25 protein-coding genes, 1 other RNA gene and 2 pseudogenes are annotated in these 25,930 nt (G+C 59.2%); 16 read left to right on the top strand and 12 right to left on the bottom strand.

What is annotated here, in order from left to right:
• From BMZ42_RS09450 to BMZ42_RS09440, 3 genes and pseudogenes are all read left to right on the top strand, one after another.
• The coding region (locus tag BMZ42_RS09450) for an ATP-binding protein (RefSeq protein ID WP_175556680.1) at nucleotides 1–182 on the top strand (182 nt) is incomplete at its 5' end.
• Nucleotides 183–329: 147 nt separating this feature from the next.
• Nucleotides 330–476 (top strand): annotated as a pseudogene (locus tag BMZ42_RS09445) (MarR family transcriptional regulator); the annotation flags it as partial.
• Nucleotides 473–1,333 (top strand): C40 family peptidase, encoded by an 861-nt coding sequence (locus BMZ42_RS09440; RefSeq protein WP_091521437.1) that lies wholly within the window; start codon nucleotides 473–475, stop codon nucleotides 1,331–1,333. The pseudogene BMZ42_RS09445 and the gene BMZ42_RS09440, both read left to right, overlap by 4 nt.
• Nucleotides 1,334–1,341: 8 nt before the next feature.
• On the opposite strand, the gene BMZ42_RS09435 is transcribed toward BMZ42_RS09440, so the two are convergent.
• The 7 genes from BMZ42_RS09435 to BMZ42_RS09405 form a co-directional block, all read right to left on the bottom strand.
• Entirely contained in the window at nucleotides 1,342–2,292 is a 951-nt protein-coding gene (locus BMZ42_RS09435; RefSeq protein ID WP_091521432.1) for a 2-hydroxyacid dehydrogenase, read from the bottom strand.
• Between the two features lie 23 nt (nucleotides 2,293–2,315).
• On the bottom strand, nucleotides 2,316–3,947 hold the full coding sequence (locus BMZ42_RS09430; protein ID WP_091521429.1) for an ABC transporter ATP-binding protein: 1,632 nt from the start codon (nucleotides 3,945–3,947) through the stop codon (nucleotides 2,316–2,318).
• Complete coding sequence (locus BMZ42_RS09425; RefSeq protein ID WP_091521427.1) at nucleotides 3,944–5,095, bottom strand: ABC transporter permease; 1,152 nt, start codon at nucleotides 5,093–5,095, stop codon at nucleotides 3,944–3,946. Before BMZ42_RS09425 ends, BMZ42_RS09430 begins: the two co-directional genes overlap by 4 nt.
• Nucleotides 5,095–6,180: a microcin C ABC transporter permease YejB gene (locus BMZ42_RS09420; RefSeq protein ID WP_091521425.1), complete on the bottom strand. Its 1,086-nt coding sequence runs from the start codon at nucleotides 6,178–6,180 to the stop codon at nucleotides 5,095–5,097. The genes BMZ42_RS09425 and BMZ42_RS09420 overlap by 1 nt, the downstream gene beginning before the upstream one ends.
• Before the next feature lie 65 nt (nucleotides 6,181–6,245).
• Nucleotides 6,246–8,114: an extracellular solute-binding protein gene (locus tag BMZ42_RS09415; RefSeq protein ID WP_244523216.1), complete on the bottom strand. Its 1,869-nt coding sequence runs from the start codon at nucleotides 8,112–8,114 to the stop codon at nucleotides 6,246–6,248.
• Complete coding sequence (locus BMZ42_RS09410; protein WP_420492457.1) at nucleotides 8,111–9,994, bottom strand: extracellular solute-binding protein; 1,884 nt, start codon at nucleotides 9,992–9,994, stop codon at nucleotides 8,111–8,113. Before BMZ42_RS09410 ends, BMZ42_RS09415 begins: the two co-directional genes overlap by 4 nt.
• A gap of 132 nt (nucleotides 9,995–10,126) precedes the next feature.
• Nucleotides 10,127–10,807 (bottom strand): c-type cytochrome, encoded by a 681-nt coding sequence (locus tag BMZ42_RS09405; protein WP_091521420.1) that lies wholly within the window; start codon nucleotides 10,805–10,807, stop codon nucleotides 10,127–10,129.
• Between the two features lie 201 nt (nucleotides 10,808–11,008).
• Here BMZ42_RS09405 and BMZ42_RS09400 point away from each other — a divergent pair, with 201 nt between their 5' ends.
• The 3 genes from BMZ42_RS09400 to BMZ42_RS09390 are packed head-to-tail and all read left to right on the top strand — an operon-like array spanning nucleotide 11,009 to nucleotide 13,513.
• Entirely contained in the window at nucleotides 11,009–11,746 is a 738-nt protein-coding gene (locus BMZ42_RS09400; RefSeq protein ID WP_091521417.1) for a 3-deoxy-manno-octulosonate cytidylyltransferase, read from the top strand.
• On the top strand, nucleotides 11,743–12,609 hold the full coding sequence (locus BMZ42_RS09395; RefSeq protein WP_091521414.1) for a prephenate dehydratase: 867 nt from the start codon (nucleotides 11,743–11,745) through the stop codon (nucleotides 12,607–12,609). The genes BMZ42_RS09400 and BMZ42_RS09395 overlap by 4 nt, the downstream gene beginning before the upstream one ends.
• Entirely contained in the window at nucleotides 12,602–13,513 is a 912-nt protein-coding gene (locus BMZ42_RS09390; RefSeq protein ID WP_091521411.1) for a DMT family transporter, read from the top strand. The genes BMZ42_RS09395 and BMZ42_RS09390 overlap by 8 nt, the downstream gene beginning before the upstream one ends.
• 18 nt (nucleotides 13,514–13,531) lie before the next feature.
• Here BMZ42_RS09390 and nudC read toward each other — a convergent pair whose 3' ends face one another.
• Together nudC and BMZ42_RS09380 are read right to left on the bottom strand one after the other, a co-directional pair.
• Nucleotides 13,532–14,473, bottom strand: a complete 942-nt coding sequence (gene nudC / locus BMZ42_RS09385; RefSeq protein WP_091521486.1) for an NAD(+) diphosphatase — start codon at nucleotides 14,471–14,473, stop codon at nucleotides 13,532–13,534.
• A 2-nt stretch (nucleotides 14,474–14,475) separates the two neighbouring features.
• Entirely contained in the window at nucleotides 14,476–14,946 is a 471-nt protein-coding gene (locus BMZ42_RS09380) for an HIT domain-containing protein (protein WP_420492458.1), read from the bottom strand.
• An 82-nt stretch (nucleotides 14,947–15,028) separates the two neighbouring features.
• Here BMZ42_RS09380 and ffs point away from each other — a divergent pair.
• The 6 genes and pseudogenes from ffs (at nucleotide 15,029) to BMZ42_RS09350 (ending at nucleotide 20,236) form a co-directional block, all read left to right on the top strand.
• Nucleotides 15,029–15,125, top strand: an RNA gene (ffs, locus tag BMZ42_RS09375) — signal recognition particle sRNA small type.
• A gap of 133 nt (nucleotides 15,126–15,258) precedes the next feature.
• Nucleotides 15,259–17,097: a DNA polymerase III subunit gamma/tau gene (locus BMZ42_RS09370; protein ID WP_091521406.1), complete on the top strand. Its 1,839-nt coding sequence runs from the start codon at nucleotides 15,259–15,261 to the stop codon at nucleotides 17,095–17,097.
• 18 nt (nucleotides 17,098–17,115) lie between these two features.
• Nucleotides 17,116–17,439: a YbaB/EbfC family nucleoid-associated protein gene (locus BMZ42_RS09365; RefSeq protein WP_091521404.1), complete on the top strand. Its 324-nt coding sequence runs from the start codon at nucleotides 17,116–17,118 to the stop codon at nucleotides 17,437–17,439.
• A gap of 84 nt (nucleotides 17,440–17,523) precedes the next feature.
• Nucleotides 17,524–18,078, top strand: a pseudogene (locus BMZ42_RS09360) (cell wall hydrolase); the annotation flags it as partial.
• 290 nt (nucleotides 18,079–18,368) lie between these two features.
• Nucleotides 18,369–18,974, top strand: coding sequence for a recombination mediator RecR (recR, locus tag BMZ42_RS09355; RefSeq protein WP_091521401.1), 606 nt, complete (start codon nucleotides 18,369–18,371; stop codon nucleotides 18,972–18,974).
• Nucleotides 18,975–19,000: 26 nt separating this feature from the next.
• Nucleotides 19,001–20,236 carry a lytic murein transglycosylase gene (locus tag BMZ42_RS09350; RefSeq protein ID WP_091521398.1) on the top strand — a complete coding sequence of 412 codons (1,236 nt, stop codon included), beginning with the start codon at nucleotides 19,001–19,003 and terminating at the stop codon, nucleotides 20,234–20,236.
• A 35-nt stretch (nucleotides 20,237–20,271) separates the two neighbouring features.
• On the opposite strand, the gene BMZ42_RS09345 is transcribed toward BMZ42_RS09350, so the two are convergent.
• Nucleotides 20,272–21,336, bottom strand: coding sequence for an AI-2E family transporter (locus BMZ42_RS09345; RefSeq protein ID WP_244523215.1), 1,065 nt, complete (start codon nucleotides 21,334–21,336; stop codon nucleotides 20,272–20,274).
• 222 nt (nucleotides 21,337–21,558) lie between these two features.
• Between BMZ42_RS09345 and BMZ42_RS09340 the strand changes: the two genes are divergently transcribed.
• Complete coding sequence (locus BMZ42_RS09340) at nucleotides 21,559–21,993, top strand: Kazal-type serine protease inhibitor family protein (protein ID WP_091521394.1); 435 nt, start codon at nucleotides 21,559–21,561, stop codon at nucleotides 21,991–21,993.
• Nucleotides 21,994–22,158: 165 nt separating this feature from the next.
• Nucleotides 22,159–22,548: a DUF6481 family protein gene (locus BMZ42_RS09335; RefSeq protein WP_091521392.1), complete on the top strand. Its 390-nt coding sequence runs from the start codon at nucleotides 22,159–22,161 to the stop codon at nucleotides 22,546–22,548.
• A gap of 169 nt (nucleotides 22,549–22,717) precedes the next feature.
• Here BMZ42_RS09335 and BMZ42_RS09330 read toward each other — a convergent pair whose 3' ends face one another.
• A complete protein-coding gene (locus BMZ42_RS09330) occupies nucleotides 22,718–23,191 on the bottom strand; it encodes a CAP domain-containing protein (protein WP_091521389.1) in 474 nt (157 codons plus the stop codon).
• 150 nt (nucleotides 23,192–23,341) lie between these two features.
• On the opposite strand from BMZ42_RS09330, the gene BMZ42_RS09325 reads away from it, so the two are divergent.
• Both BMZ42_RS09325 and BMZ42_RS09320 read left to right on the top strand, forming a co-directional pair.
• A complete protein-coding gene (locus BMZ42_RS09325; RefSeq protein WP_091521387.1) occupies nucleotides 23,342–24,301 on the top strand; it encodes an SPFH domain-containing protein in 960 nt (319 codons plus the stop codon).
• 29 nt (nucleotides 24,302–24,330) lie between these two features.
• Nucleotides 24,331–24,792, top strand: coding sequence for an NfeD family protein (locus BMZ42_RS09320; protein WP_091521384.1), 462 nt, complete (start codon nucleotides 24,331–24,333; stop codon nucleotides 24,790–24,792).
• Nucleotides 24,793–24,798: 6 nt separating this feature from the next.
• Here the strand turns inward: BMZ42_RS09320 and BMZ42_RS09315 are convergent, their stop codons facing one another.
• Entirely contained in the window at nucleotides 24,799–25,797 is a 999-nt protein-coding gene (locus BMZ42_RS09315) for a KpsF/GutQ family sugar-phosphate isomerase (RefSeq protein WP_091521381.1), read from the bottom strand.
• Nucleotides 25,798–25,930 lie beyond the last annotated feature (133 nt).

Below are 25,930 nucleotides of genomic sequence, written 5' to 3'. Positions count from 1 at the left end.
TCTCGAAGCTTTACGAGCGCACCAGCGTCATCATCACCACCAATCTCGCTTTCGCAGAATGGCCGAGCGTCTTCGGCGACGCCAAGATGACGACCGCACTGCTGGACAGGCTCACGCACCACTGCGAAATCGTCGAGACCGGAAACGAATCCTGGCGCTTCAAAAGCCGCTCTCAAAGCTAAAGCCGAAAAGCCAATCAGCCGCGCCCGATCAGGCTGTGCAACCCCGACCAGCTTCGCCTGATCGGGCGCTAACCGGCGTGCCCTTCACAAGCTCTAACCGGGGTCCCTTTTACACGAAAAGGCGGGGTCCCGTTTCCACGGTCATTGACAATGGGCGCGCTGCAGCTCGTGTCGCGCCACCGAGACCCTGCCGACAAACGCAATGTTCTCATCAAGCGCACGGTGGAAGGCGCGCTGTTCGTCGAGCGGTTTGGTGATATCGTCATTGAAAATGCTGCGGAGCTTCCCCTGTGACTGCACTCGACAAACGACTGAACGCATTTCGACCTGAACTCGCCGACCTGCGTCTGCAAGGTCGTGTCGAAGCGAGCCGTTTCGTCGAGGGCAAGCAGATGCAGGTGGCGACGCCCGTCCTCGACATGCGCAACGCACCGCGTGACGATGCGGGTCTGGACACCCAACTCCTGCTTGGAGACGCTGTACGGGTCTTTGCCGAAGAAGACGGATATGCATGGGTACAGGCAGAGCGCGATCTTTATGTCGGGTATGTAGCGGCTGCTCATCTTGCGCCGCAATCTGCCCCTGCGACGCATGTCGTGGCTGTTCCACGGACATTCGTATACGGCGAAGCCGACATGAAGAAACGCGCAATACGTGCTCTGTCACTTGGCAACGAGGTGCGGGTCGTTGGCAGTGCCACGACACGTGGGACCGACTATGCCCTTCTGGAAAACGCAGAGGCGCTGATCGCCAGCCACTTGCAGGCGGTTGGCAGCGCGGCCGAAGACTATGTCTCGGTTGCCGAGAGCCTCGAGCGCACACCTTATCTGTGGGGTGGCAAGAGCGCCTTCGGCATCGACTGCTCCGGCCTCGTGCAACTATCCATGCGCATGGCGGGGACAGATGTGCTGCGTGACACCGACATGCAGGAAAAATGCGTCGGCGAACCGCTGAACACTGGCGAAGACCTGCGTGGTCTGAGACGCGGCGACCTGGTGTTCTGGAAAGGCCACGTGGCGATCATGGTCGACGCGGAGACGATGATCCACGCCAACGGGCACACCATGATGGTCTCACGGGAGGCGCTTCGATATGCGGTGGATCGTATCGGCTACCTTTATGGACAGCCGACCAGCTTCCGTCGCCCCTGAGGTCCGCGTCAGTATCCCTCGTCGCGATTGACTTCGTGAAGCATCGGCTCGCCGCGCTCGACGCGCGCGATCTGGTCCAGCATCAGCGGCGCGAGGTGCACAGGATCGGACGTCGCCGCAGCGTGCGGCGTGATGAAGACGCGTGGATGCGACCATAAGGGGCTTTCCAGCGGCAATGGCTCGGTACGGAACACGTCGATGCTGGCTTCCTTCAACGTCCCATCGTCAAGCGCGCGCAGAATGTCATCTTCGTTCTGCAACATGCCGCGCCCGCCATTGATGTAGACCGCCCCGCCGATCCGGTTGTCCCGACGAAGCCCACGCAGAAGCTCGTAGTCGATAATACCCTCGGTGGCTGGCGTGTGCGGCAGGAGCGCGACCAGAATGTCCGTCGCGGCCAAGAATGGTGCGAGCCCCTCCTGCCCGTGGAAGCTCTTCACACCGTCGAGTTGCTTCGGAGTCCGGGTCCAGCTGTTCAGGCTAAAGCCAAGGCCCTGCAGCGTGCGCGCGACGGCGGCGCCAAGTTCACCAAGGCCCATGATGCCAACGCTGACATCTGAAGCGGTTGGCTGAGACAGTTCTTCCCACGTGCTGACCGCCTGCTGCGCCCGGTAGGTGGAACCTTGGCGGTGATGATCGAGCACGCGCCAGGCGATGTATTCCTGCATGTGCTGCGTCAGGTTTTGCGCCACGACGCGCGCAATCGGAACGTTCGGCAGATGTGGGTCGGTCAGGATATGGTCGACCCCTGCCCCCAGTGACAGGATCGCCTTCAGATTTGGTAGCCGCGCAAGCACACCATGCGGATGCTTCCAGACGATTGCATATTCGATCGTCGGGTCTTCTGCATGATCTGGCTCGCGCACGACCTCGAACTCACCTGACAGGAGCTCTTCCCAGACATTGGACCGATATCCGGTGACGGACAGAAGAATGCGCCGGCGCGCTGAACTGGACATGCGATGTTACCCCTGAAGCCTGTTTATTGAGCGACCACACCGGCAGGCGCGGTCGCTATATCGAAGGCAGCAGAGATCAGCGCCTTGGTGTAGTCGGTTTGCGGATCGCGGAAAATCTGTTCTGACGTGCCGGTTTCGACAACGTTGCCGGCGCGCATCACGATCACGGTGTTGGACAAGGCGCGCACGACCTTCAGATCGTGACTGATGAACAGATAGGCGAGCTGGTGCTTGCGCTGCAATTCGCGCAGCAGATCGACCACCTGCGCCTGAACGCTCATGTCGAGGGCAGACGTCGGCTCATCAAGCATCACGAAGCGGGGCTTCAGCACCATTGCGCGGGCGATTGCGATACGCTGGCGCTGCCCTCCGGAGAACTCGTGCGGGTAGCGGAAACGGGTCTGCGCATCCAGCCCGACTTCCTGAAGCACATCGACGACAAGATCGTCTCGGTCATCGGCAGAAAGTTGGGGTTCGTGGATCTTGAGCCCCTCCTCGATGATCTCCGACACCGACATGCGCGGCGACAACGATCCGAACGGGTCTTGGAAAACGATCTGCATCTCGCGCCGCAAGGGGCGCATCTGCTTGAAGGAATACTGGTCGATCTGACGGTCGCCGAGTGTGATCCTGCCTTGCGACGAGATCATTCGCGACAGAGCAAGTCCAAGCGTCGTCTTGCCAGATCCCGACTCGCCGACGACACCCAGCGTCTGTCCCGCCTTCACCTCGACGTCGACGCCATCTACCGCCTTTACATGATCGACTGTCTTGCGGAAGAACCCCTGCTTGATCGGGAACCACACCTTCATCCCATCGCCCTTGAGGACCGTCGGAGCATCAGGATCGGCCGCAGGCGGCATGCCCTTCGGCTCGGCTGCAAGCAGGTGTCGGGTATATTCGTGTTGCGGGTTGTCGAAGATTTCCTTCGTCGGCCCGGTCTCGACGATCTTGCCTTTCGTCATCACACAGACCCGGTCGGCGATACGGCGCACAATTCCGAGATCATGGGTGATGAACAGCATCGACATGCCGTTCTTTTGCTTCAACCCGGCCAGCAATTCGAGAATCTGAGCCTGAACCGTCACGTCCAGCGCGGTCGTCGGCTCATCTGCGATAAGCAACTCCGGCTCATTGGCAAGCGACATCGCGATCATGACACGCTGGCGTTGGCCGCCCGACAGCTGATGCGGATAGGCACCAAGGCGCTTCTCTGGCTCGCGGATCCCGACCTCGTTGAGCAGCTCCAGTGTCCGTTCACGCGCCGCAGCATCACCCATCCCGCGATGGATCTTGAGGATCTCGCCGATCTGCTGCTGGATCGTGTGCAGCGGATTGAGCGAGGTCATCGGCTCCTGGAAGATCATCGTGATCTTGTTTCCGCGCACCTTGCGCAGCGCCTTGTCATCCTTGCCAAGGAGGTTCTCGCCATGGAACAGGATTTCGCCGGATGGGTGGCTGGCAGCCGGGTAAGGCAACAGCTTGAGGACCGAAAGCGCCGACACCGACTTGCCGGAACCTGACTCACCGACAAGCGCGACGGTCTCGCCGCGCCCGACATCAAAGGAAACATGATCCACGGCGAGGGATTCCTTGCCGCCTTGCGAGAACGCAACGGAGAGATCGCGAACGGAAAGAAGCGGGCCGGAACTCATCTGAAAGTCTTTCGCGGATCGAACGCATCACGGGTCGCCTCGCCGATGAAGATCAGCAGCGACAACATCACCGACAGTGTCATGAAGCCGGCGATGCCGAGCCATGGCGCATTGAGATTGCGCTGTCCCTGTCGCAGCAATTCGCCCAGCGACGGAGAGCCCGGCGGCAAGCCGAAACCGAGGAAATCCAGCGATGTCAGCGTCGTGATCGAGCCGTTGAGGATGAACGGCAGGAAGGTGAGGGTCGCTACCATCGCGTTCGGCAGCAAGTGGCGGAACATGATGGTGCGGTTGGGCACGCCAAGTGAGCGCGCCGCGTTGACGTATTCGAAATTACGCGCGCGCAGGAACTCCGCCCGGACCACACCGACAAATGCCACCCATGAAAACAGCAGCATGATCCCAAGCAGGATGAAGAACCCCGGCGGCAGTACAGCTGCAATGATCAGGATGAGATAGAGCACCGGGATCGACGACCAGATCTCGATGAAGCGCTGGAAGATCAGGTCCGTCCAGCCGCCGAAATAGCCCTGCACAGCCCCGGCAGACACACCGATGACTGCCGATGCAAGCGTCAGCGTCAGGCCGAACAGAACAGAGATGCGGAAGCCGTAGATGATGCGCGCGAGGACGTCGCGGGCCTGATCGTCGGTGCCAAGCCAGTTCCAATTGCCGACGCTGCAACCGGGATCATCCACGCCGCCAAAGTAGCGACCACACCGTGTTTCGGCATCGTACATCCACGACGGCTTGGCTGGCGCAGCCTCCGGAATGTCATTGTTCACGGTGCCGTAGGAGTAGCGGATCGGTGGCCAGATGATCCAGCCGTTTGCCTCGATCTCATCGCTGATGACCGGGTCGCGATAGTCGGTGACAGCAAGAAAGCCCCCGAACTTTTCCTCTGGATAGTCCACCAGAACCGGCATCAGGATCTCGCCTTTGTAGGAAGCGAGGATGGGCTTGTCGTTGGCTATGAATTCCGCAAACAGCGACAGCACGAACAGGACCAGGAAGATCCAGAGTGACCAGTAGCCGCGACGGTTGGCCTTGAAATTCTGCCAGCGACGCTGGTTGAGGGGCGACAGGAAAGGACGCCGCGCGCGCTGGCGAACCTGCTCTACCTCTGCCTTCAGAACGACCTCCGACATCAGACGTCCCTCCGGTCAAAGTCGATCCGCGGGTCGATCCAGGTGTAGAGCATGTCGGACAGGAGCCCGACCAGCAGGCCCATCAACGAGAAGATGTAGAGCGTCGCAAACACCACCGAATAGTCGCGATCGAGCACCGAGCGAAAGCCCAGAAGACCGAGGCCGTCGAGCGAGAAGATGTTCTCGATCAGCAACGAGCCAGTGAAGAATGCCGAGATGAATGCACCGGGAAAGCCGGCGATGATGATGAGCATGGCGTTGCGGAAGACATGGCCATAAAGCACCTGCCTTTCAGACAATCCCTTCGCCCTTGCGGTAACCACATATTGCTTGCGGATCTCATCCAAGAAGGAGTTCTTAGTCAAAAGCGTCGTGGTGGCGAAGGCCGACAGAACCATGGCTGTCAGGGGCAGCGTCAGGTGCCAGAAATAGTCGAGTATCCGCTCAGGCCACGACAATGAGCTCCAGTTCTCGGAAAAGAGCCCGCGTAGCGGGAACCAGTCGAAAAACGATCCACCCGCAAACAACACCATGAGCAGAATGGCAAACAGGAACCCCGGAATCGCGTAACCGATGATGACGATACCGCTGGTCCAGACGTCGAAAGCCGACCCGTCCTTGACGGCCTTGCGGATACCAAGGGGTATCGAGATCGCATAGGAAATCAGGGTGATCCACAGCCCCAGCGAAATCGAAACGGGCATCTTCTCGATGATGAGATCTATCACCGAGATGTCGCGGAAATAGCTGTCGCCGAAGTCGAACCGAACATAGTTCCAGATCATCGTGAAAAAGCGCTCGACCGGAGGCCTGTCGAAGCCGAACTGCTTCTCAAGCTGCGCAATGAACGCCGGATCGAGTCCCTGTGCGCCACGATACTGGGATTGGCTGCCCTGATCGAACCGCTGCAGGTCGGCTCCGCCACCGGACAGACGGTCGGTTGAGCTGCCATCGCCGCTCATGCGCGCGATCACCTGCTCCACCGGCCCGCCGGGAGCGAACTGGATGACGATGAATGAGATTGCCATGATGCCGAACAAGGTCGGGATCATCAAAAGCAGGCGTCGGAGAAGGTAGGCGCCCATCAGGTCCGTTCAGATTCGCGTTGGGACAAGTGATTCACTGACTCTTATGACAAGAAAAACGAAGGTCAGCCAGACATACCGGACGCACCGATCTTGTCAGGACGTGTCCACCAGGTGTCGAGCACACCCGTATCGTATCGTGGTCCGCTTGCCGGGCGATCATAGTAGTCCCAGTAGGCTAACCAATGCGCCGGCTTGTGCCACTGAAACACGACATAGCGCTCGGCCCGGATGATCCGGTCGAGCGCTCTCGTGGCCACCATGAATTGTTCCTGAGATTGCGCCGCAATCAGCTTTTCCAGGATCGCGTCAATCGCCGGATTGGCGATGCCTGCCATGTTGAACGAGCCCGGCGAGTTGGCGCCCTTTGACCCGAACACCATCCTGATAAAAGGTGAAGGATAGGGCGACATCGAGAACCGGGAAACCACCATATCGAAATCAAAGTCGCGCAGGCGCAATGCATATTGCGCGGCATCAACGATGCGGTAGCTCGCCTTCACGCCAATCTGCCGCAGATTGCGGATATAGGCGTTGTGATGCGGTTCGAACGTATCGGAGTTTCCAAGGAACTCGATCGTCAACTGCTCGCCCGTGGGCAGCATCAATCGGCCATCAACCAATGTGCACCCTGCCTCCTGCAGCAGGTTCAGCGCCGCCCGAGCGCGGGCACGATCCCGCCCCGAACCATCGCTGACGGGTGCAACGTAGGCTTCCTCGAACACCGATGGATCCAACTGATCGCGGAAAGGCTCCAACAACGCTAGTTCTGCCGCATCGGGCATGCCCGCCGCCTTGCCTTCGGAATTCTCGAAGAACGAGTTTGAGCGCTCGAACGAGTTGTACATGATGTTGGCGTTTGTCCATTCGAAGTCGAACATCAGTCCGAGCGCGTCACGCACACGCCTGTCGGCGAACTTCGAACGTCGCAGGTTGAAGAACCAGCCCTGCCCGCCCGCAGGCCGCCCATCCGGGTAGTCCTCGAGTTTGACCCTGCCGTCCGCCACGGCCGGAAAATTGTAATCGGTCGCCCAGTTGCGCGAGGTGAACTCCTCACGGAACGTGATCAGTCCGGCCTTGAACGCTTCGAAGGAGGCAGTGCGGTCGCGATAATATTCGTAACGTACGCGGTCGAAGTTGAAGCGTCCGACCATGACCGGACGTTTGGAGGCCCAATGGTCGTCGACCCGATCGAACTCGATGAAGGCGCCAAAATTGAAGCGGCCAACTCGGTATGGACCCGAACCGAGCGGCGCTTCTGACAGCGATGCCTGAAAATCACGGCCGTCCCACCAGCGCTTCGAAAAGATCGGGCATTCTGCCACCGCAAGAATAGTTGCGACGCCGGCATCTTCGGTCAACGTAAGAGCGACTGTGCGCTCATCAAGCGCTTCGACGCCTGCAACTGCGCGCAGCGTACTTGCCAGATTCTCATGACCAAGGTCTCGCAGCATCGTCAGGGTGAAGACGACATCTTCAGCTGTGATCTTCGATCCATCGTGGAACGCGGCGTCCGGGTGGAGCGCAAAGCGCCAGCTGAGGCGGTCCTGGCTGATGGTGACGCTTTCGGCAGCGTAGCCGTACATGGAGCTGGTTTCGTCGGAAGAACTCACCATCAAAGAGGCGAAAGTGAGCGGCATCCCGAATGCGCCATTGCCACGAAAGACATACATGTTGAGCGTGTCGAACGTGTCAAAGTTCTGGTTGAACACCCTCACAGGCGACTGCGTGACGATGCGCCCGCCCTTCAACGCTGCGGGGTCGACGTAGTCGAAATGCGCGAAATCCGGTCCATATTTCAGATCGCCGAACACCGAGATGCCGTGCAGCGGCTTCTCGGTGGCAAGTTGTGCAAACGCGTCGCGTGCCAGCAGGGGCAGCGCCATCGCGCCTGCCCCCATTGCGAGAACATCACGCCTGTTAAAGCGCCTCAATTGGCTTTCTCATCTGAATAGGTGCTGTCGATGAGTGCTTCACGATCTTTAAGAATCCACCATGAATCCACGTCAACCCCGACATAGCTCGGCTGCGTTTCGGGGATGCCGAACTTGTTCCAGTAGGCGACCCAAATCTCGGCATTGTTGTATTGCGGAACGTAGTAATATTCCCACAAAAGGACGCGATCGAGCGCGTGCGTGGCAGCCACCAGTTCTTCTCGATCCTTGGCGAAGATCACCCGCTCGACGAGCTTGTCGACAGCTGGGTTCTTGATCCCGGCATAGTTGCGCGTGTCCGGCATGTCCGCTGCCTGCGAACTCCAGAATTCGCGCTGCTCGTTTCCTGGCGACTGCGACTGCATCAGAAGGCCGGTGATGACGTCATAATCGTAGTCCCGGACGCGATTCACGTACTGGCTGGTGTCGATGATCCGGAGCGTCGCATCGATGCCCAGTCGGCGCAAAGCGTTGATATAGGCGCCGGTCGTGCGCTCTGAATCGGCGTTGGCAGACAGAAACTCGATGCGGAATGGCTCGCCGCGATCATTGAGGAGCCGTCCGCCCTTGGCGTGCCAGCCAGCTTCCGCGAGAAGTTCAGAAGCACGTCGCAAATGTTGCCGCTGCGACTGTGCCGAGTCGTAAACGGGCAAAGTAAATGGCTGGGTGAAGAGCTCGGCAGGCACGTCGTCACGAACCGTTTCCAGAATCTCGAGTTCAAGCCCCTGAGGAACACCACTGGAAGCAAGTTCTGTGCCCTGGAAGAAGCTCGTCGTGCGCTGATAAAGACCGTGGAACTGAAGTCGGTTCAGGCTGTCGAAATCATATGCCAGCGTCAGCGCCTCGCGCACACGACGATCCTGGAACTGCGGCTTGCGGGTGTTGAGCACAAAGCCCTGCATCGGTTCTCCGGCAGTGCTCTTATAGGTGCGCTTCAAAACATCGCCCCGCTCGAATGCCGGGAACTTGTATTCGGTTGCCCACCGGCTGGCGCGGTTTTCGAGTCGGATATCCTGCAAGCCGCCCTTGGTGAAAGCCTGCCACATCGCATTCTCGTCCTGAATGTAGGTAAAGCGCCTTGCCCCGAAATTATTGCGGCCGATGTTAACCGGGATCGACGAAGCCCAATAATCCTCCACCCGCTCCCAGGTGATGTCAGAGCCGGCACGGAAGCTGGCAATGCGATAGGGCCCCGAACCGAGCGGCTTTTCCAGCGTCGGCTTGGTGAAATCGCGCTTGCGGCCTTGAGCGTCGGTTCCTTCCCACCAGTGTTTGGGCAGCACTGGCAAATCGCCCATGATGTGCGGCAGTTCGCGGTTGCCGGTCTGGTCGAATTTGAACTCGACCTCATGATCACTGATGGCAACGGCTTCGGTGACGTTGGCGTAGTAGCGATTGTGCATCTGGCTATGCTGCTTCAGCATATCGAACGACCAGACGACATCCTCTGCCGTGATCGGCTGCCCGTCGTGCCAGCGCGCGCGCTGGTCAATCCGGTAGGTCGCCGACGAAAAATCCTCAGGGTATTTGAAGGCATCAGCGATCAGACCATGGCTGGTGCCGGGATCAGAAAGCGACTGCTGCATCAGCGTATCCCAGAGGATGCCGCCGAAAAGGGTAAGCCCGGCCGCCGCCGTTCCACGCACAATGAAGGGATTAAAGCTGTCGAACGTCCCCATGACGATCGTGTTGAACTGGCCGCCCTTGGGCGCGTCCGGGTTGACGTGATCATAACGCTCGAACGGCGTGGTTTCTGCCTCGGGATTGATCAAGGACGAGGTGCTGCGCCATTCAACCGCGCCAGCAATACCAGAGATTGCCAATAACCCGACCACGGCCAAAGCCGATGCTGTCAAACCCCGGAACACCATTTGTGCCATGCCTGCCCTCGTATCTGAACCTGTCGCGGCTACAGTACCGCTTCATGCGCGGATGAAAACATCTCAATGGCGCACGCAACAAAAAAGCCGGGCTAAACCCGGCTTTTTCGTGATCCTAAGATCAGTGTTTGGTTATTCCTGCGCAGGTGCCTCGGCAGGGGTGCCCGCATCAGTCTCAGGCGATGCCTCGGTGCCATCGGTCGCAGGCGTCGACTGCGCTGGCTCAGCGGCGCCTTCTTCAGCTGCTGGCTCTTGCGCAGCCGCAGGCTGCGGGAGCGGCGCAGGATCGTCCGACAGGGTACGCAGATAAGCAATCAGGTTTGCTTCCTGCTGCGGGTTCTTGATGCCTGCGAACGCCATCGACGTTCCGGAGACATAGGAACGCGGTGCCTTCAGGAACTGGCTGATGTGCTCGAAGTCCCAAGCCACGCTGCTGCCCTGCGAGAACTCGCGCATTCCAGCGGAGTAGCTAAAGCCTTCATGCGAAGCGATCGGACGATTGATGACACCCCACAGATTTGGCCCGACCCGGTTTGGGCCACCCTTCTCGGCTGTGTGACAAGCAGCGCAAGGGCGGAATGCCGACTTGCCCGCATCAGCATCTGCTGTTGCGAGGAGTTCGATGATCGAAGGGCCAGCCTCCGCAGGAGCCGCCGCTCCACCCGGAGCAGCTTCGGCTACCTCGATCGCATAACCGGCGGTCTCCGGAGCGTGGCTTGAAAAGATGGTCCCCGACACGAGAGTGACCGAAAACATCACGAACACGACCGCAAGAAATGCGCCGATCACTTTGTTAAGTTCAAAAGAGTCCATCGCCTACCACATGCTCCCTCAACCGACCGCCAGGCTGGCAACTGTACACCCCTCGCGCACACGCCGTGTCCCCGTGCGGTAGATGCCGGTGAAATTTGGCCGGAAACTAGGTCTTTTGCTCGCTGGTTGCAACACATATAAGAGCTATTCCCCGTGAGACCTTTTGCCACTTTACCCGCGAGCGTTTGAGCACCCCGATCCATGACAATTCTGATCCTGATACCCGCACGCATGGCATCTACCCGCCTGCCGCGAAAGCCACTGGCTGACATCGCCGGCAAGCCGATGATCGTTCACGTCGCCGAACGTGCTGCGGCGGCGAGCCACGGACGAGTTGTCGTTGCGACTGATTCGCCGGAAATTGAGTCGGCCGTTCAGAAGCTTGGCTATGAAGCGGCGATGACGGGAGAGCATCACCAGTCCGGGTCAGACCGCATTTTCGAAGCCCTGCAATTGCTCGACCCTGACTGCAAGGTCGAATTCGTCGTCAATGTTCAGGGCGACTTGCCGACACTTGATCCTGCATTGATCGCGGCAGCGCTTAGGCCATTGTCTGACCCGAACGTAGATATTGCCACGCTTGGCGTCGAAATCTCGCGCGAAGACGAAAAGACCAATCCCAATGTGGTCAAGATCGTCGGATCGCCCGTTTCGCCGCAGCGTTTGCGCGCACTTTATTTTACCCGCGCCACTGCTCCGTGGGGCGATGGGCCACTCTACCATCATGTCGGAATCTACGCCTATCGGCGCTCGGCGCTCGAGCGGTTCGTCAAACTCGCGCCATCCGTCCTTGAGCAGCGCGAAAAGCTTGAGCAATTACGCGCGCTTGAAAGTGGCATGCGCATCGACGTTGAGATCGTCGACACCGTTCCACTCGGCGTTGACACACCGGAAGACCTTGAGCGCGCACGCGCCATCATTGAAAGCCAGACCCCATGACAAAAAAGACGAACAGGATCGCGTTTCAGGGCGAACCGGGAGCAAATTCGGACAGCGCTGCGCGCGACATGTTCCCGACCATGGAGCCGCTGCCCTGCCCATCGTTCGAAGACGCATTCAATGCGGTCGAATCCGGGCAGGCAGACCTGGCAATGATTCCGATCGAGAACACGCTCGCAGGGCGCGTGGCTGACATTCACTATCTGCTGCCGGAATCAAAGCTCCACATCGTGGCCGAGTATTTTCTCCCTATTCACTTCCAGCTCATGGTGCTGCCGGGCGTGAAGAAAGAAGAGATCAAGTCGGTGCACAGCCACATTCATGCGCTCGGGCAATGTCGAAAAGTGATTCGCAACAATCATTGGAAGCCGGTCGTCGCCGGTGACACGGCAGGTGCTGCGCGCGTCGTTGCCGAGGAAGGCGATCGCACGCAGGCTGCGCTTGCGCCGCGTCTTGCGGCTTCGCTCTATGGTCTCGAAATTCTCGAAGAGAACGTTGAGGACTCAGAAAACAACGTCACACGCTTTGTCGTTCTGTCGAAGGAAGAGAACTGGGCCCAGCGCCAAAGCGCCGACCAGTTGATGATGACGACCTTCGTGTTCCGCGTGCACAATATCCCTGCCGCACTCTACAAGGGCATGGGCGGCTTTGCGACCAACGGCGTCAACATGACCAAGCTGGAAAGCTATCAGCTTGGAGGAACCTTCTTTGCGTCGCAATTCTACGCCGACATCGAAGGCCATCCTGAGGACAAGAACGTCGCACAGGCGCTGAAAGAGCTGGAGTTTTTCTCCAAGGAAGTCCGGATTCTCGGCGTCTACGAAGCAGCCGATTTCCGTGTTTCACAGCGGGCGCATGGCTGAACCAAGCGCACAACGCCGGCGCCTGTCGCTTCCCTCCTTCAGCCGCCACGAGGTGGCGTTGATCGTCATCACGGTCTTCTGGGGATCGACTTTCCTGATCGTGCATCTGGCGATGAAACATAGCGGGCCGGCGTTCTTCGTCGGCATCCGCTTCATTGCCGCCGGACTGATGACGCTGCTGTTTTTCCATCGGGCGATGCGAGGGCTCACCGCAAAGGAATTATGGGGCGGAACCGCGATCGGCCTCATGCTGTGCTTGGGCTATGGGCTTCAAACCCACGGACTGCAGACGATCACGAGCAGCCAGTCGGCCTTCATCACGGCCCTTTACGTGCCGATTGTCCCGCTCTTGCAATGGGCGGTTCTTGGCCGACCTCCAAGATTGATGAGTTGGGTCGGGGTCGGGCTCGCATTTACCGGCCTGATTCTGCTCGCAGGTCCGGAAGCAGGAAGCCTGTCGATGAGCCCTGGTGAGATTGCCACGGTCATCAGTGCGGTCGCCATTGCCGGCGAGATCATCCTGATCGGGCGATTTGCAAACGAGGTCGACAGCAGGCGGATCACAATCGTGCAATTGCTGAGCTGCGGCGTGTTCTCGCTGCTGGCCATGCCGCTGATCGGCGAGAGCGTACCGGAATTTTCTTGGGTCTGGTTGATCGCCGCGCTCGGCTTGGGCCTCGCCAGCGCCGTGATCCAGCTGACAATGAACTGGGCTCAGAAGGTCGTGTCGCCGACCCGTGCAACGGTCATTTATGCAGGCGAGCCCGTATGGGGCGGTGTGTTCGGCCGCCTCGCCGGGGATCGACTTCCTGCGCTGGCGCTTGTCGGCGCGGCACTGATCGTTGCAGGCGTGATCGCAAGCGAATTGCAGCCGAAGAAGCCGATGAAGGAGGAGCGAGAATAGCGCTCGCCCCGTCCCTTTTCAGTGCTCTGCCCAGAAACGGATGAGATGTGCGGCGATGGCTCCGGGAGGTGGAACATTGAGACCGTCAGGGTGGCGCCCCGCGAGCATCAGCCTCACCTCGTCGCGGGTAAACCAGCGGCAGTCTTCGAGCTCTCTTGCGTCGAATGCAATGTCCTCATTCAACGCTTCGCCAAAGCAGCCGATCATCAGCGAATAGGGAAACGGCCACGGCTGACTGGCGTGATAGGAGACGCGACCCAGCCTGATGCCGGATTCTTCCAGCACCTCGCGCCGCACCGCAGCCTCGATTGTTTCGCCGGGCTCGATAAAGCCGGCGAGCGAGGAATACATGCCCGGCCCAAAATGCGGGCTCCTTCCAAGCAGACACGCATCGCCCTTTACGGCGAGCATGATGGCAACGGGGTCGGTGCGCGGAAAATGCTCGGCACCACACGCATCACAGGAGCGCTTGTACCCGCCAATGCGCATCCTCGTCTCTGACCCGCAGCGGCCGCAAAAACGGTGGTTATGGTTCCATGACAGGAGCGCTGCTCCCTGCGCAAGTTCGCCAAGCGTTTCCGCACTGACCAGTCCCTGAACGTAGACGGAGCGATGCTCGATCGCCTTGATGTCTGCAGGAAGTTCTTCCGGGTCCATCGCGCCAGGCACGATCACCACCGGCCCCAAATCGGACATTCCCAGCAGCACCGCGCGCTCCAGCCTCGCGCGCATCGCTGTCACTTCCGCACGTGAGAAATAGGCGTCGAAGCCACCCTCCCCATCGAGCTTGAGATAAATCCGCCCACCGCGACTTTGGATGAACCGCACCCGAGGATCTTCAAGCGCGACCTGCAAGGAGTCGTCGGTGCGGTTTTCAGATTGTCGATCGATTCGATTGCCGGCAAAGCCGACGAATTGGCTCGGTTCGCGCTCGGGCGCGACGTACAGCGGAAATGTCATCATCAATCCTGGTGAGCGAGTTTCGATCTGACCGAATCGATGAATTTGTGGATGGAAGCAGGTTCGTACGGCTCCCTATGTCCATGTCCCCAAACCGGCCCCGGCCAAGCGGCATCTCTGTCATGACGAGCCACGATGTGCACATGCAGCTGCGACACGACATTGCCGAGCGCGCCGATATTGATCTTCTGGCACTGCGTCAGCTCTTTCAGGGCCTTTGAAACCGTGTTCGTTTCGAAGGTCAGCATCGTCTGATCAAGCGGCGTCAGGTCGTGGATTTCCACCGCACCGACGCGCTGCGGCACCAGCACCAGCCAGGGCCAGCGCCGATCATTCATCAGACGCATTTCGCATAGGCCCAGCCACATCAGCGGGACGGAGTCACGCTCCAGACGTGAATCGAGTTCAAATCCGAGCTGACTGGTAGGCATGGCGTAACTTTCTCTGGTTGTTGGCGAAACGCTAGAGCGCATCGCGGAAGGCTGCAAGCAAATCGTGACACAACACCGATATCCTCTCTTGCAATCGAAACGCGAATTGCCGATATGGAACGCGGGAGGTTGGTGGTGGACGAGCCACTCGCCAACCGGGTCAGGTCCGGAAGGAAGCAGCCCTAACGAGCCCGGCACGGGTCATCGTGCCAGCCTCCCACCCTTTTTTTACCGGCATGCACCGGACGCCTCAGGGCGAACCACAAATGGGCATTTGACGCCACCGGCTCGCGCAAGCGAAACTCGACGCTCGAGCCAGACAAGAGTGCCGAAGCAGGGAGCCGGTTCAAGCGAATGGACACCAGCGCAAAAGACGACACGGGCAGACCCGCCGCCTACCGTGTGCTGGCTCGCAAATACCGCCCACGCGATTTTTCGGGACTGATTGGCCAGGAGCCAATGGTCCGTACGCTCACCAACGCTTTTTCGACGGGTCGCATTGCACAAGCATGGATGCTGACCGGCGTACGAGGCGTCGGAAAGACCACGACCGCACGCATTCTGGCGCGCGCGCTCAACTACAAGAGCGACACGACCGACCAGCCTTCCGTCGATCTGGCGATACCGGGCGTTCATTGTGAAGCGATCATGGAAGGTCGCCATGTCGATGTGATCGAGATGGACGCCGCGTCGCATACCGGCATCGATGACATTCGTGAGATCATTGAACAGGTTCGCTACGCTCCGGTCTCAGCCCGCTACAAAGTCTACATCATCGACGAAGTTCACATGCTGTCGAACCAGGCCTTCAACGGCCTGCTGAAAACGCTTGAGGAACCGCCGCCGCATGTAAAATTCATCTTTGCGACCACGGAAATTCGCAAGGTTCCGATCACCATCCTGTCGCGTTGCCAGCGTTTCGACCTGCGCCGTATCGACGCCGCGCTGATCAAGCAGCACCTTGCTCACATCGGCGAGCTCGAAGGGGTGCAGGCCGAAGACGACGCGCTTGCGATGATCGCACGCACCGCTGAAGGCTCGATGCGTGACGCACAGTCGATCTTCGATCAGGCCATCGCGCATTCGTCGGGACAGGTCACTGCGGAAACCGTACGAGACATGCTCGGCCTTGCCGACCGTGCCCGCATCATCGACCTTTTTGCGATGCTCATGAAAGGCGATGTCGCCGCGGCGCTCGGGGAGTATCGTGCGCAATACGATGCCGGGGCAGACCCGGCCACGGTGCTGACTGAACTGGCCGATTTCAACCACCTCGTGACTCGTATGCGGTTCGTGCCCTCTGCGGCCGACGACCCATCGCTGTCGCAGGACGAACGGACTCGCGGCCTCGAATTTTCGCAGACATTGTCGGTGCGGGTCCTGTCGCGGACCTGGCAGATGCTTCTGAAGGGGATTTCCGAGACCCAAACGGCCAATCGCCCGATCAATGCCGGCGAGATGGTGCTGATCCGCCTTGCGCATGCGGCGTCTTTGCCGACGCTCGACGAAGCACTGAAGATGCTCGACGGTGCCCCTGTCCCAACGGGCGGCGGAGCGCCGCGCCCCAATGGCGGCGGTCCTGCCGGTCCGTCAGGTGGTCCTGCAGCAAGCGCGGTGGGCTCCAGCTACATGCCATCTGGCGGCGGTGGCGGGCAGACCATGCGGCTTGTGGCCTCGCAGGCAGCACCACAATTCGAGCCGGCCGCAGTGATGGCAGAGCCTGCCGTGCCGGAGGCGGAGCCACAACCGACAGTTTCGGTGCGCACAATTGCCGATATTGTGGCGTTGGCAGATTCTCATCGCGACATGGCGATGAAGGTGATGCTGAAACAGTATGTCCGGCCCGTTCGCATCGAGGACGGCAAGCTGGAGGTGGCGCTGACCAGCGACGCCCCCAAGACGTTGCTTCCGGAACTCAACACCCGCATGCAGACCTGGACCGGACGGCGCTGGGTCATTTCGGTCTCGCGTGAGGAAGGCGGCTCGACCATCGCGGAGGTCGAGGCGGTCAAGCGCGAGAACGCGATGATGGACGCGCGAGCCGATCCGGCAGTCGCTGCGATCCTGGCGCGTTTTCCAGGCTCGAAGATCATCGACATCCGCATCCCTGACGCCGTTGCGGTCGAAGACGCCGACGAGCTCACAGATATGCTTGCCGATCCTGGTATCGGTGATGACGACGACGACATCTGACATCTTTCGGAGACGACCATGAAAGACATCCTCGGCATGATGGGGAAAGTGAAGGAAATGCAGGGCAAGATGCAGACCCTGCAGGAAGAGATCACCGCGACCGAGGCCACCGGCCAGTCCGCAGGCGGCCTCGTTCAGGTGACCCTTTCCGGCAAATCAGAAATGCGTTCCTTGAAAATCGACCCTTCGCTTTTCAAGGAAGACGACGTCGAAGTTTTGGAAGATCTGATCCTTGCCGCCCACAACGATGCGAAGAGCAAGATCGAAACCGCAGTGCAGGAAAAGACCAAGGAACTGACCGCCGGCCTGCCAATCCCGCCCGGTTTCAAGCTTCCGTTCTAGGCACTCAATTTGCCATGGCCGTGCCGTCTCTGCGGCGCGGCCATGTTTTCGCCCCAAAATTCCCTTTTCTAGACCTCATCCGACGTGGCGGGGACCATTCGGAGAGGGTTTAGTAGCGTGTACCAGAATTTTTGTAACGTGCGGCGCCTGCCGCTGAGCGCGGTCGTGCTCACCTGTGTCCTCGCAGGATGCACCCAGGGCACTGGTGTCCTTGACGAAATCGCCACATCATCGATCACCTCCACCAGAACTACTGCCGTGGCCTATTCCGGCTCGATGAAAGAGCGCGAATGTCTTGCGCGCGCGATGTTCTTCGAATCTGTTCGGTCCAGCCGCGATGGGCTTGTCGCCGTCGGTACCGTGGTGATGAACCGGCTCGAGTCGAAAAAATATCCTGACAGCATTTGCGGTGTCGTTGGTCAGAAAAACCAGTTTGCACCGGGCGTCCTGACGAGGAAGATGGACTCCAAGGCGCTTCCGGATGTGATGGCCGCTGCCGATTCCGTGCTGAAGGGAGAGCGCCATCCTGCAGTGAAGCGCGCCAAGCACTTCCATCAGGCAGGCCTGAGATTTCCCTACAACAATATGCACTACGTGCTGACGGCCGGCGGAAACTCCTTCTACGAAAAACTTGATCGCAGGCAGCTCGCAGCCTTGCGTGACGATGGCAAAAAGCCGAGAGCTCAAACTCAGCTGGCGGCGCACGTGCCAAGCTCGGCACCCGACGCAATCGCTGAAGCACCCTCCGTACCCGATCCGGTGCTCGCCTATGATGTCCAGCCTCAAGCGGCTGACGCTATCGGTGCGCTGCTGGCACAACAGGATCGCCCGACGAAGTAATCCGCAAGTGAACCCGGAACCGTCAGGATTGGCAGTGGCCGGGCATGCTGACGCTACCCAACAGCCATTTTCCCGGATAAACCGGCGACATGTCGAAACGAATCGCCGGTCCTGAAATCGAACGCCTGATCCAGCTTCTGGCAAAGGTGCCTGGGCTTGGGCCGCGCTCCGCGCGCCGGGCTGCCCTTCACCTCATCAAGAAGAAGGAACAGTTGCTTGCCCCGCTCGCTCTTGCGATGGGCGAAGCTGTCGACAAGGTGCGCGTTTGTTCCACCTGCGGCAACGTGGACACCAGCGATCCCTGCATGGTCTGCACGGACCCGCGGCGCGATGAGACGACGATCATCGTCGTCGAAGACGTGTCCGACCTGTGGGCGCTGGAGCGCGCAACCGCGCTCAACACGCGCTACCATGTTCTTGGCGGCACGTTGTCGCCGCTGGACGGTATCCGCCCCGAAGACCTGAACATTGCGTCACTTGTCTCCCGCGTGGCTGAAGGCAGCGTGGTGGAAATCATCCTTGCAGTGAACGCCACAGTCGAGGGGCAGACGACAGCCCACTACATAACCGACCAGCTCGATGGCATGGGCGTCAAGATCACGCGCCTTGCGCATGGAGTGCCTGTGGGCGGCGAGCTTGACTATCTCGACGACGGAACCCTGGCAGCCGCCTTGCGCTCGCGAACGGCCTTCTGACGCCAGCTCATTGAAGAGAGGACGCCATGAGACATCTTGCCCACGCTCTCTGCATCAGTCTTTCCGCCGCATTGGTTTCTCTTCCAGCGGCAGCGCAAAACGTCTCGCAACAATTTCAGAGCTGGCTGCAAAACGATTTGTGGCCGGATGCCAGAGCCCGTGGAATTTCTGAAGCGACGTTCAATGCAGCGCTCGGCAAAGTAAAGCCGATGCTCGACCTTCCAGATCTGGTCATGCCGGGCGAAACAGCCAAGCCGCCACGCATTCAGCATCAGGCCGAGTTTGGTGCACCGGCAAATTACTTCGCCGAAAAGATCGTAAGCGGGGTGACCGCAGGCGGCCGCAACCGCGCAGGCCAGCTGAAATCGGCACTCGCTTCGATCGAACAGCGCTTCGGCGTGCCGGGCGGCATTCTGCTCGCGGTCTGGGGGCGGGAATCCGGCTTCGGTCGCGCCAACATCCCGCATAACGCCTTTGCAGTGCTCAGCACCAAGGCGTTCATGGCGCGGCGCAAGGAGATGTTCCGCAAGGAAGTCCTTGCCGCGCTCGAGATGGTCCAGCGCGGCCATGTGACCGTCGCCGAGATGAAATCTTCGTGGGCCGGCGCGCTTGGACAGCCACAATTCCTGCCGACGTCCTATCTGCAGCACGCTTATGACGCCGACGGCGACGGGCGAGCGGATATCTGGACATCGCAGGTCGACACTCTGGCTTCCATCGCCAATTACCTTGCCAACCATGGTTGGGTGAAAGGGCGCGACTGGGGTTTCGAGGTCGCCGTGCCTGACAGCATTTCCTGCGCGCTGGAAGGGCCAGATCACGGCATGCGGATCGCCGATTGGGCAAAGATGGGCGTCAAACGCACCAACGGACGACCGTTTCCCGACCACGAGGCACGACAGGACGGATTTCTTTTGATGCCGGCGGGCCGATCCGGTCCTGCCTTCATCGTGACTCCGAATTTTTACGTGCTGAAAGCCTACAACGAAAGCGACCTCTACGCGCTATTCGTCGGTCACTCTGCCGACCGCATCACCTATGGCGATCGCGCTTTTGCCGCATCATGGTCCCCCACCGAACGCATGTTGCGCGCCGACATCGCCGCCATGCAGCGCTCGCTGGAAAAGCAGGGTTACGACGTCGGTGGGGCCGACGGGCTTCCCGGTTTTCGTACCCGTCGCTCGATTGGAGAGTGGCAGGCCAAGGATGGCCGCAAACCCACCTGTTTTCCTGACACCCGCATCATCAACGCCCTGAAATAAGCAGCCACCGCTTCGAGAAGCTGCCCTGCTCAGATTTATTCGTCGTGATTGTCGATGGTTTGCTGTGCAGCCAGGAAGTTGCCGAACGATTGCCAACCGTCGAAGTGATCACAGAAAACCTTGACGATCACCAGCAGCGGCACGGCGATCAGCGCCCCGATAAAGCCCCACAGCCATGACCAGAACGCGACGGCAATGAAGATTGCGACCGCATTGAGCTCAAGTCGACGGCCCACGATCAGCGGCGTGATGATCTGCCCTTCCATCACATTGCAGAAGACGACGAAGGCTGGTGCGAGCAGCGCATAACCCAGACTATCGAAGCTGATGATCGAGATTACCGCGACGATCATGATCGTCGCGAGCGCACCGATATAGGGCAGAAAGTTCAGCAGCGCCGCCATCACGCCCCACAACAGCGGTGTTGGCATGCCGATGACCCACAAGCCAAGGCCGATGACGAGACCCAACGCGCCGTTGATAATGGCCACGGTGAGCAAATAGCGCGACACCTCCCGCTCGACATCATAAACGATACGCAGTGCCCGTTTCTTGTCGCTCATCCTTGTGAAGGACTGGACGATCTTCTCGTAGAACATCGTTCCTGACGCGAGCAGAAACATCGAAAGCACAACGACAATCGCGGCGTTTGTTGCGATGCTGAGCATGTTTCCAGCAGCTTGTGAAAGTATCCCGGGCTGTTGAACCGCAACCTTCACGACGCCCTTCTCGTTCACGCTGTCCGTGACATTGTCGATCTGCCCGGAAAGCTCCATGAGCATGTCATAGGGCCCCCGCAAACGCTGGATACGTTCAGTCAACGTGTAGCCGATTTGTGGCGCGTCCTGTATCAGGTTTGTAACCGGACCGCTCAGGAGATACCCGCCAAACCCGATCAGACCCGCAGATCCGAGCACGAGCAAAGTTGCCGACAACGGCGCTGGAATGCCGCGCTTCGATGCAAAACGCACCATCGGCGTAAGGGTCAGTGCAAATAGAAAAGCCAGAACCACCGGCATGAAGAAATCACGCCCGAAAAATAGCGCGTAAATGGCGAGTATTAAAAATATTCCCTGGGTAGCGTAGCTACTCTTAGTCACCTGAACGCTTTGAGGCTCGGTATTGGACGGAGCGCCTTCGCCTTGGTCAAGCGTGCTCTTTTGCAATTTATTCCCCCTCGCAGCGCGCTATCGATAACAGAGAATGCGCGAAGCTCCATTCCAGTTCCAAACTGCGCCGGCAAAATTAAGCTGCTATGATCCGCCAGGGATCATTTGCGAAGGTTACGCATTATTGTCGACACAACCACCAAGGAGGAGGCAATGAATCTATTCAATTTCGCGAAGATTGGCGCCATAACCGCAATCGCTGGAACGATTCTCGCGGCATGCGTCGTCGTCGAGGAAGGTCCGTCGGGCCCAGGAATGCGGCCCCCTCCCGGACCACCTCCAGGCCAGGGCAGCATCTGCACTCGTGAGTATGCGCCGGTATGCGCGGAGCGCAGAGGCGACCGGCAGACTTTTGGCAATTCATGCGTAGCGCGTTCAGAAGGGTTTCGTGTGGTTCATCCGGGCGAATGCCGCGCAGAGCAACGGCCATGGGAGCGCGCCTGCACCCGCGAATATCGCCCTGTCTGCGCTGAACGTCGGGGGGATCGCCAGTCATTCAACAATCCATGCGAAGCCGAGTCCAACGGCTATCGCATCATTCGCGACGGCGAGTGTCGCGGTGGCGGTGGTGGTGGCCGCTGGCGTTAAGCAGCACTATCTGACAATGAAGAGCGGGGATGGCGTCAAGCCATCCCCTTTTACGTTGGACCAAACACCTTATGTGCGCGACAGGTCCACTTTTGTCTTGAATTGGGGGCAGCAAGCCATCATTAAGGCCCCCAGAGAACGAACGACCGATCAAGAAGGTTTAAATTGGCAATTTTCAAAGAGAAGGGTTTCGCCGAACGTCGGCAGTCAGCAATGGACGCGCGCAAAGCGCTCCTGGAGCGGGCTAAAGCGAACCTGCCCAAGTTGGACGACCCTGAGTTTCTTGCGCGGCAAGCCGAACGCAAGGCTGCTGCTGAGGCGAAAGCCCAGAAACAAGCTGAACGCGATCGCCTGAAGCGTGAAAAAGCCGAGCAGGAAGCACGCGAACGCGCCGAGCGCCAAGCTGCTGCCGAGGAGGCTGCGAAAGCCGAGGCAGAAGCCAAGGCGAATGCCGAGCAGGACATGGTTTCGCGACTGCTGGCGGATGAAGCCGATCGCAAGGCCAAGCGCGACGCGCGGTATGCCGCTCGCAAGGCACGCGCAGGGAAACGCTGATCCGATCAGGCATCGCCGTTGCTCCTGTGCTCGTGAGTATGACAACTGCAAGCACGGCCGCACCAGTGTAGGACAGGTGATCCTGTAACCTAAACGGTCAGATTCGCGTGAACGCGCTGGGTGCGTTCACGCCTGCGCAATGAAATTGTTTTGCGCACGCTCAAAGTGCCTATTTGCTCAACACAAGCGCCCAATATCTGCGACCGTCGGATGCGGTTGCATGGGCAAGCCCGTAGCGATTGAAGCTGGGGTTGAGCATATTGTTCCGGTGGCCCGTGGAGTTCATCCACATCTCGAACACCTTGCCAGTGTCCATCCGGCCATGGGCGAGATTTTCGGCGGCAGGCGCAGCAACGCCACCCTCGCTCATGCGCGTTGCAAAATCTCGCCGCCATCCGGTATCGTGGCTCATCTTGCCTGCGGACACCATGAACTCCGCCTGCACCCGCGCGGCCTTCTCAAGATTTTTGTCCGCTTTCAGGGCAGGCAGCGACGCAGTCGCCCGCACATCCGAAAGATATGCGTGGCCACTTTGGGATACGCCCTGACTGGAATAGCGCGCATTGTCAGTCTGACACGCAGCGAGCAACACAACGCAGGCAAGCCCTGCTGCAATCAACATGATCAGGCGCATTTTCAACATTATCTTCCTGTGACTAGCGTACGGTCTGATCGCAGACGATCATGGCAACACACGGGCAACATGAAGCGCACGATTGTCACAACGCCCGAAGCCACCTAAATCTCTCTTTCGACCGGGTAACCCGGATCATGATTCATTCAGGAGCGCCTGATGCCTTTCAGCGGTTTCGATATCTTCATTCCTGTTCTCGCCATTCTTGTTCTTCTGGTGTTGTTTGCAGGCATCAAAACAGTGCCACAAGGGTACAATTTCACGGTCGAACGCTTCGGCCGCTATACGCGTACGCTCTCTCCAGGTCTGAACCTCATCATCCCGTTCATCGATCGCATTGGATCGCAGATGAACATGATGGAACAGGTTCTCGATGTCCCGACGCAGGAAGTGATCACCAAGGACAACGCTCTTGTTTCGGTGGACGGGGTCGCCTTCTATCAGGTGCTGAATGCACCGCAGGCGGCCTATCAGGTGCTTGGGCTTCAGAACGCAATCCTCAACCTGACGATGACCAATATCCGTTCGGTCATGGGCTCGATGGATCTGGATGAGCTTCTGTCGAACCGCGACGCAATCAACGACCGCCTGATGCATATCGTCGATGACGCGGCCCAGCCCTGGGGGATCAAAATGACCAGGGTCGAGATCAAGGATATCAACCCACCTGCCAACCTCGTGGATTCCATGGCACGCCAAATGATGGCCGAACGAAACCGGCGGGCGGAAATCCTCGAAGCAGAGGGCCGGAAGCAAGCCCAGATTCTTGAGGCCGAAGGTCGAAAAGAAGCAGCATTCCGCGACGCCGAAGCGCGCGAACGTGCCGCCGAAGCCGAAGCCCGCGCGACGCAGATGGTATCGGAAGCAATTTCCAAGGGTGATGTACAGGCGCTCAATTATTTCGTGGCGCAGAAATATACTGAAGCGCTGGCGCAGATTGGCTCGGCCAGCAACAGCAAAACCGTGCTGATGCCACTTGAGGCATCATCGCTGATTGGGTCGCTAAGCGGCATTGGCGCAATCGCCAAGGAAGTTTTTGGCGCACCCGACAACACCTCCCCTGCCCGGCCCGCGCGCTCCACGATGCGCCCACCGGTTGTCGGACCTGACCAGTCCTGAAAAACACGATAATGTAGCGGAGAACCGTGATGATTATCGAATGGGTTACGTCGCTCGGTCCCTGGAGCTGGATGGTGTTCGGGGCCGCTCTGCTCGCTATCGAAATACTGGCGCCGGGGGTTTACCTGTTATGGCTGGGCATCGCTGCCATACTCACGGGAGCACTGTCTTTCTGGCTGTCAGACACGAGTTTCTGGCTGTGGCAGACACAGATCGTGACCTTCCTCATACTCTCAGTTGCGGCAACTCTGGCCGGGCGACGCTACTTTCCTGCCAACGGCAGCGGCGGCACCGATGAGCCGCTGCTGAACCTGCGCAGCCATCAGCTTGTCGGCAGAACCGCATTGCTCGAAGAGCCAATCCGCGAGGGACGCGGACGCATCCGGATCGACGATACGCTCTGGCGTGTCAACGGACCAAATCTGCCCGCAGGCACCCGTGTACGGGTAACCAGTGCGAGCGGGAACGAACTGACTGTCGCGGCAGAATGAAGCCGCTCAGGCTGCTCCGATCCGCAACAGGTCATGAAGGTGGACAATACCGACGGGACGCCCCTCTTCGACAACCATGATTGCGGTGATGGAAGAGGAATTGATCGTTTGCAGGACAGAGGCGGCAAGTTCGTCTGGATGAACGCATTTCGGCTTGGGCGTCATCACCTCGTCAACACGCCGCGAAAGCAGATCAGCGTCCATATGCCGTCGCAAATCGCCATCGGTAATGATACCGGCCAGCAAGCCATCGCCTGCAACGATTGCTACACAGCCGAAACTCTTGCGCGAAATCTCGAGGATGGCATCGCGCATTGCGGTTCCCGATGCAACCATCGGAATATCTTCACCGCGGTGCATGATCTCGCCGACCCTGACAAGGCTCGCGCCCAGCTTGCCGCCGGGGTGAAAGGTGCGGAAATGGTCTGGCGTGAAGCCACGCGCCTCCAGAAGCGCAATGGCAAGCGCATCCCCCACCACCAGCTGCATCAGGGTTGAGGTGGTTGGAGCAAGGCCATGCGGGCAGGCTTCATCCGCTTTTGGCAAGGCGATCACGACATCAGCAGCACGGGCCAGCGCCGATTCCACCCCGGACGTAATTGCGATCAGCGGAATAGCAAAACGGCTCGCATAAGCGACGATGCCTTTTAGCTCTGCGGTCTCACCCGACCATGACAGCGCGATGATGGCATCGTCTGCAGCGATCATGCCAAGATCGCCATGGTTCGCCTCTGCGGGATGAACGAAGAAGGCAGGCGTTCCAGTCGACGCCATGGTCGCCGCGATCTTCGAGCCGATATGTCCGCTTTTACCAACGCCAGTGACGATCACGCGGCCAGTGATAGAGCCAATTTTCTCGATCGCCTGGACGAACGGCTCTGACAATCCGTTCTGAAGCGCTGCCTGAAGGGCTTCCAGCCCGGTCATTTCAGTCGAAACAGTGCGCAGCGCAGAAGCAATCGCGGCAGTATTGTCGACAGCGTCAGTGATTTTTTTTCTCTGCATGGGAGCGAATTAGCGCGTCCGGTCCGTTGTGTCCAACACGTAAATCACCAGCCCGCGCAATTGTCACTCTCAACGATCCATTAACCATCGGCCTTTACGGTTCGGTAAACATTCCGGCGCTGCTGCGCCCCAC

Source organism: Aquamicrobium aerolatum DSM 21857, assembly GCF_900113935.1.
GTDB lineage: Bacteria > Pseudomonadota > Alphaproteobacteria > Rhizobiales > Rhizobiaceae > Aerobium > Aerobium aerolatum.
Note: the sequence above shows the minus strand (reverse complement) of the source record. Positions and strands in the feature narration are given on the sequence as shown.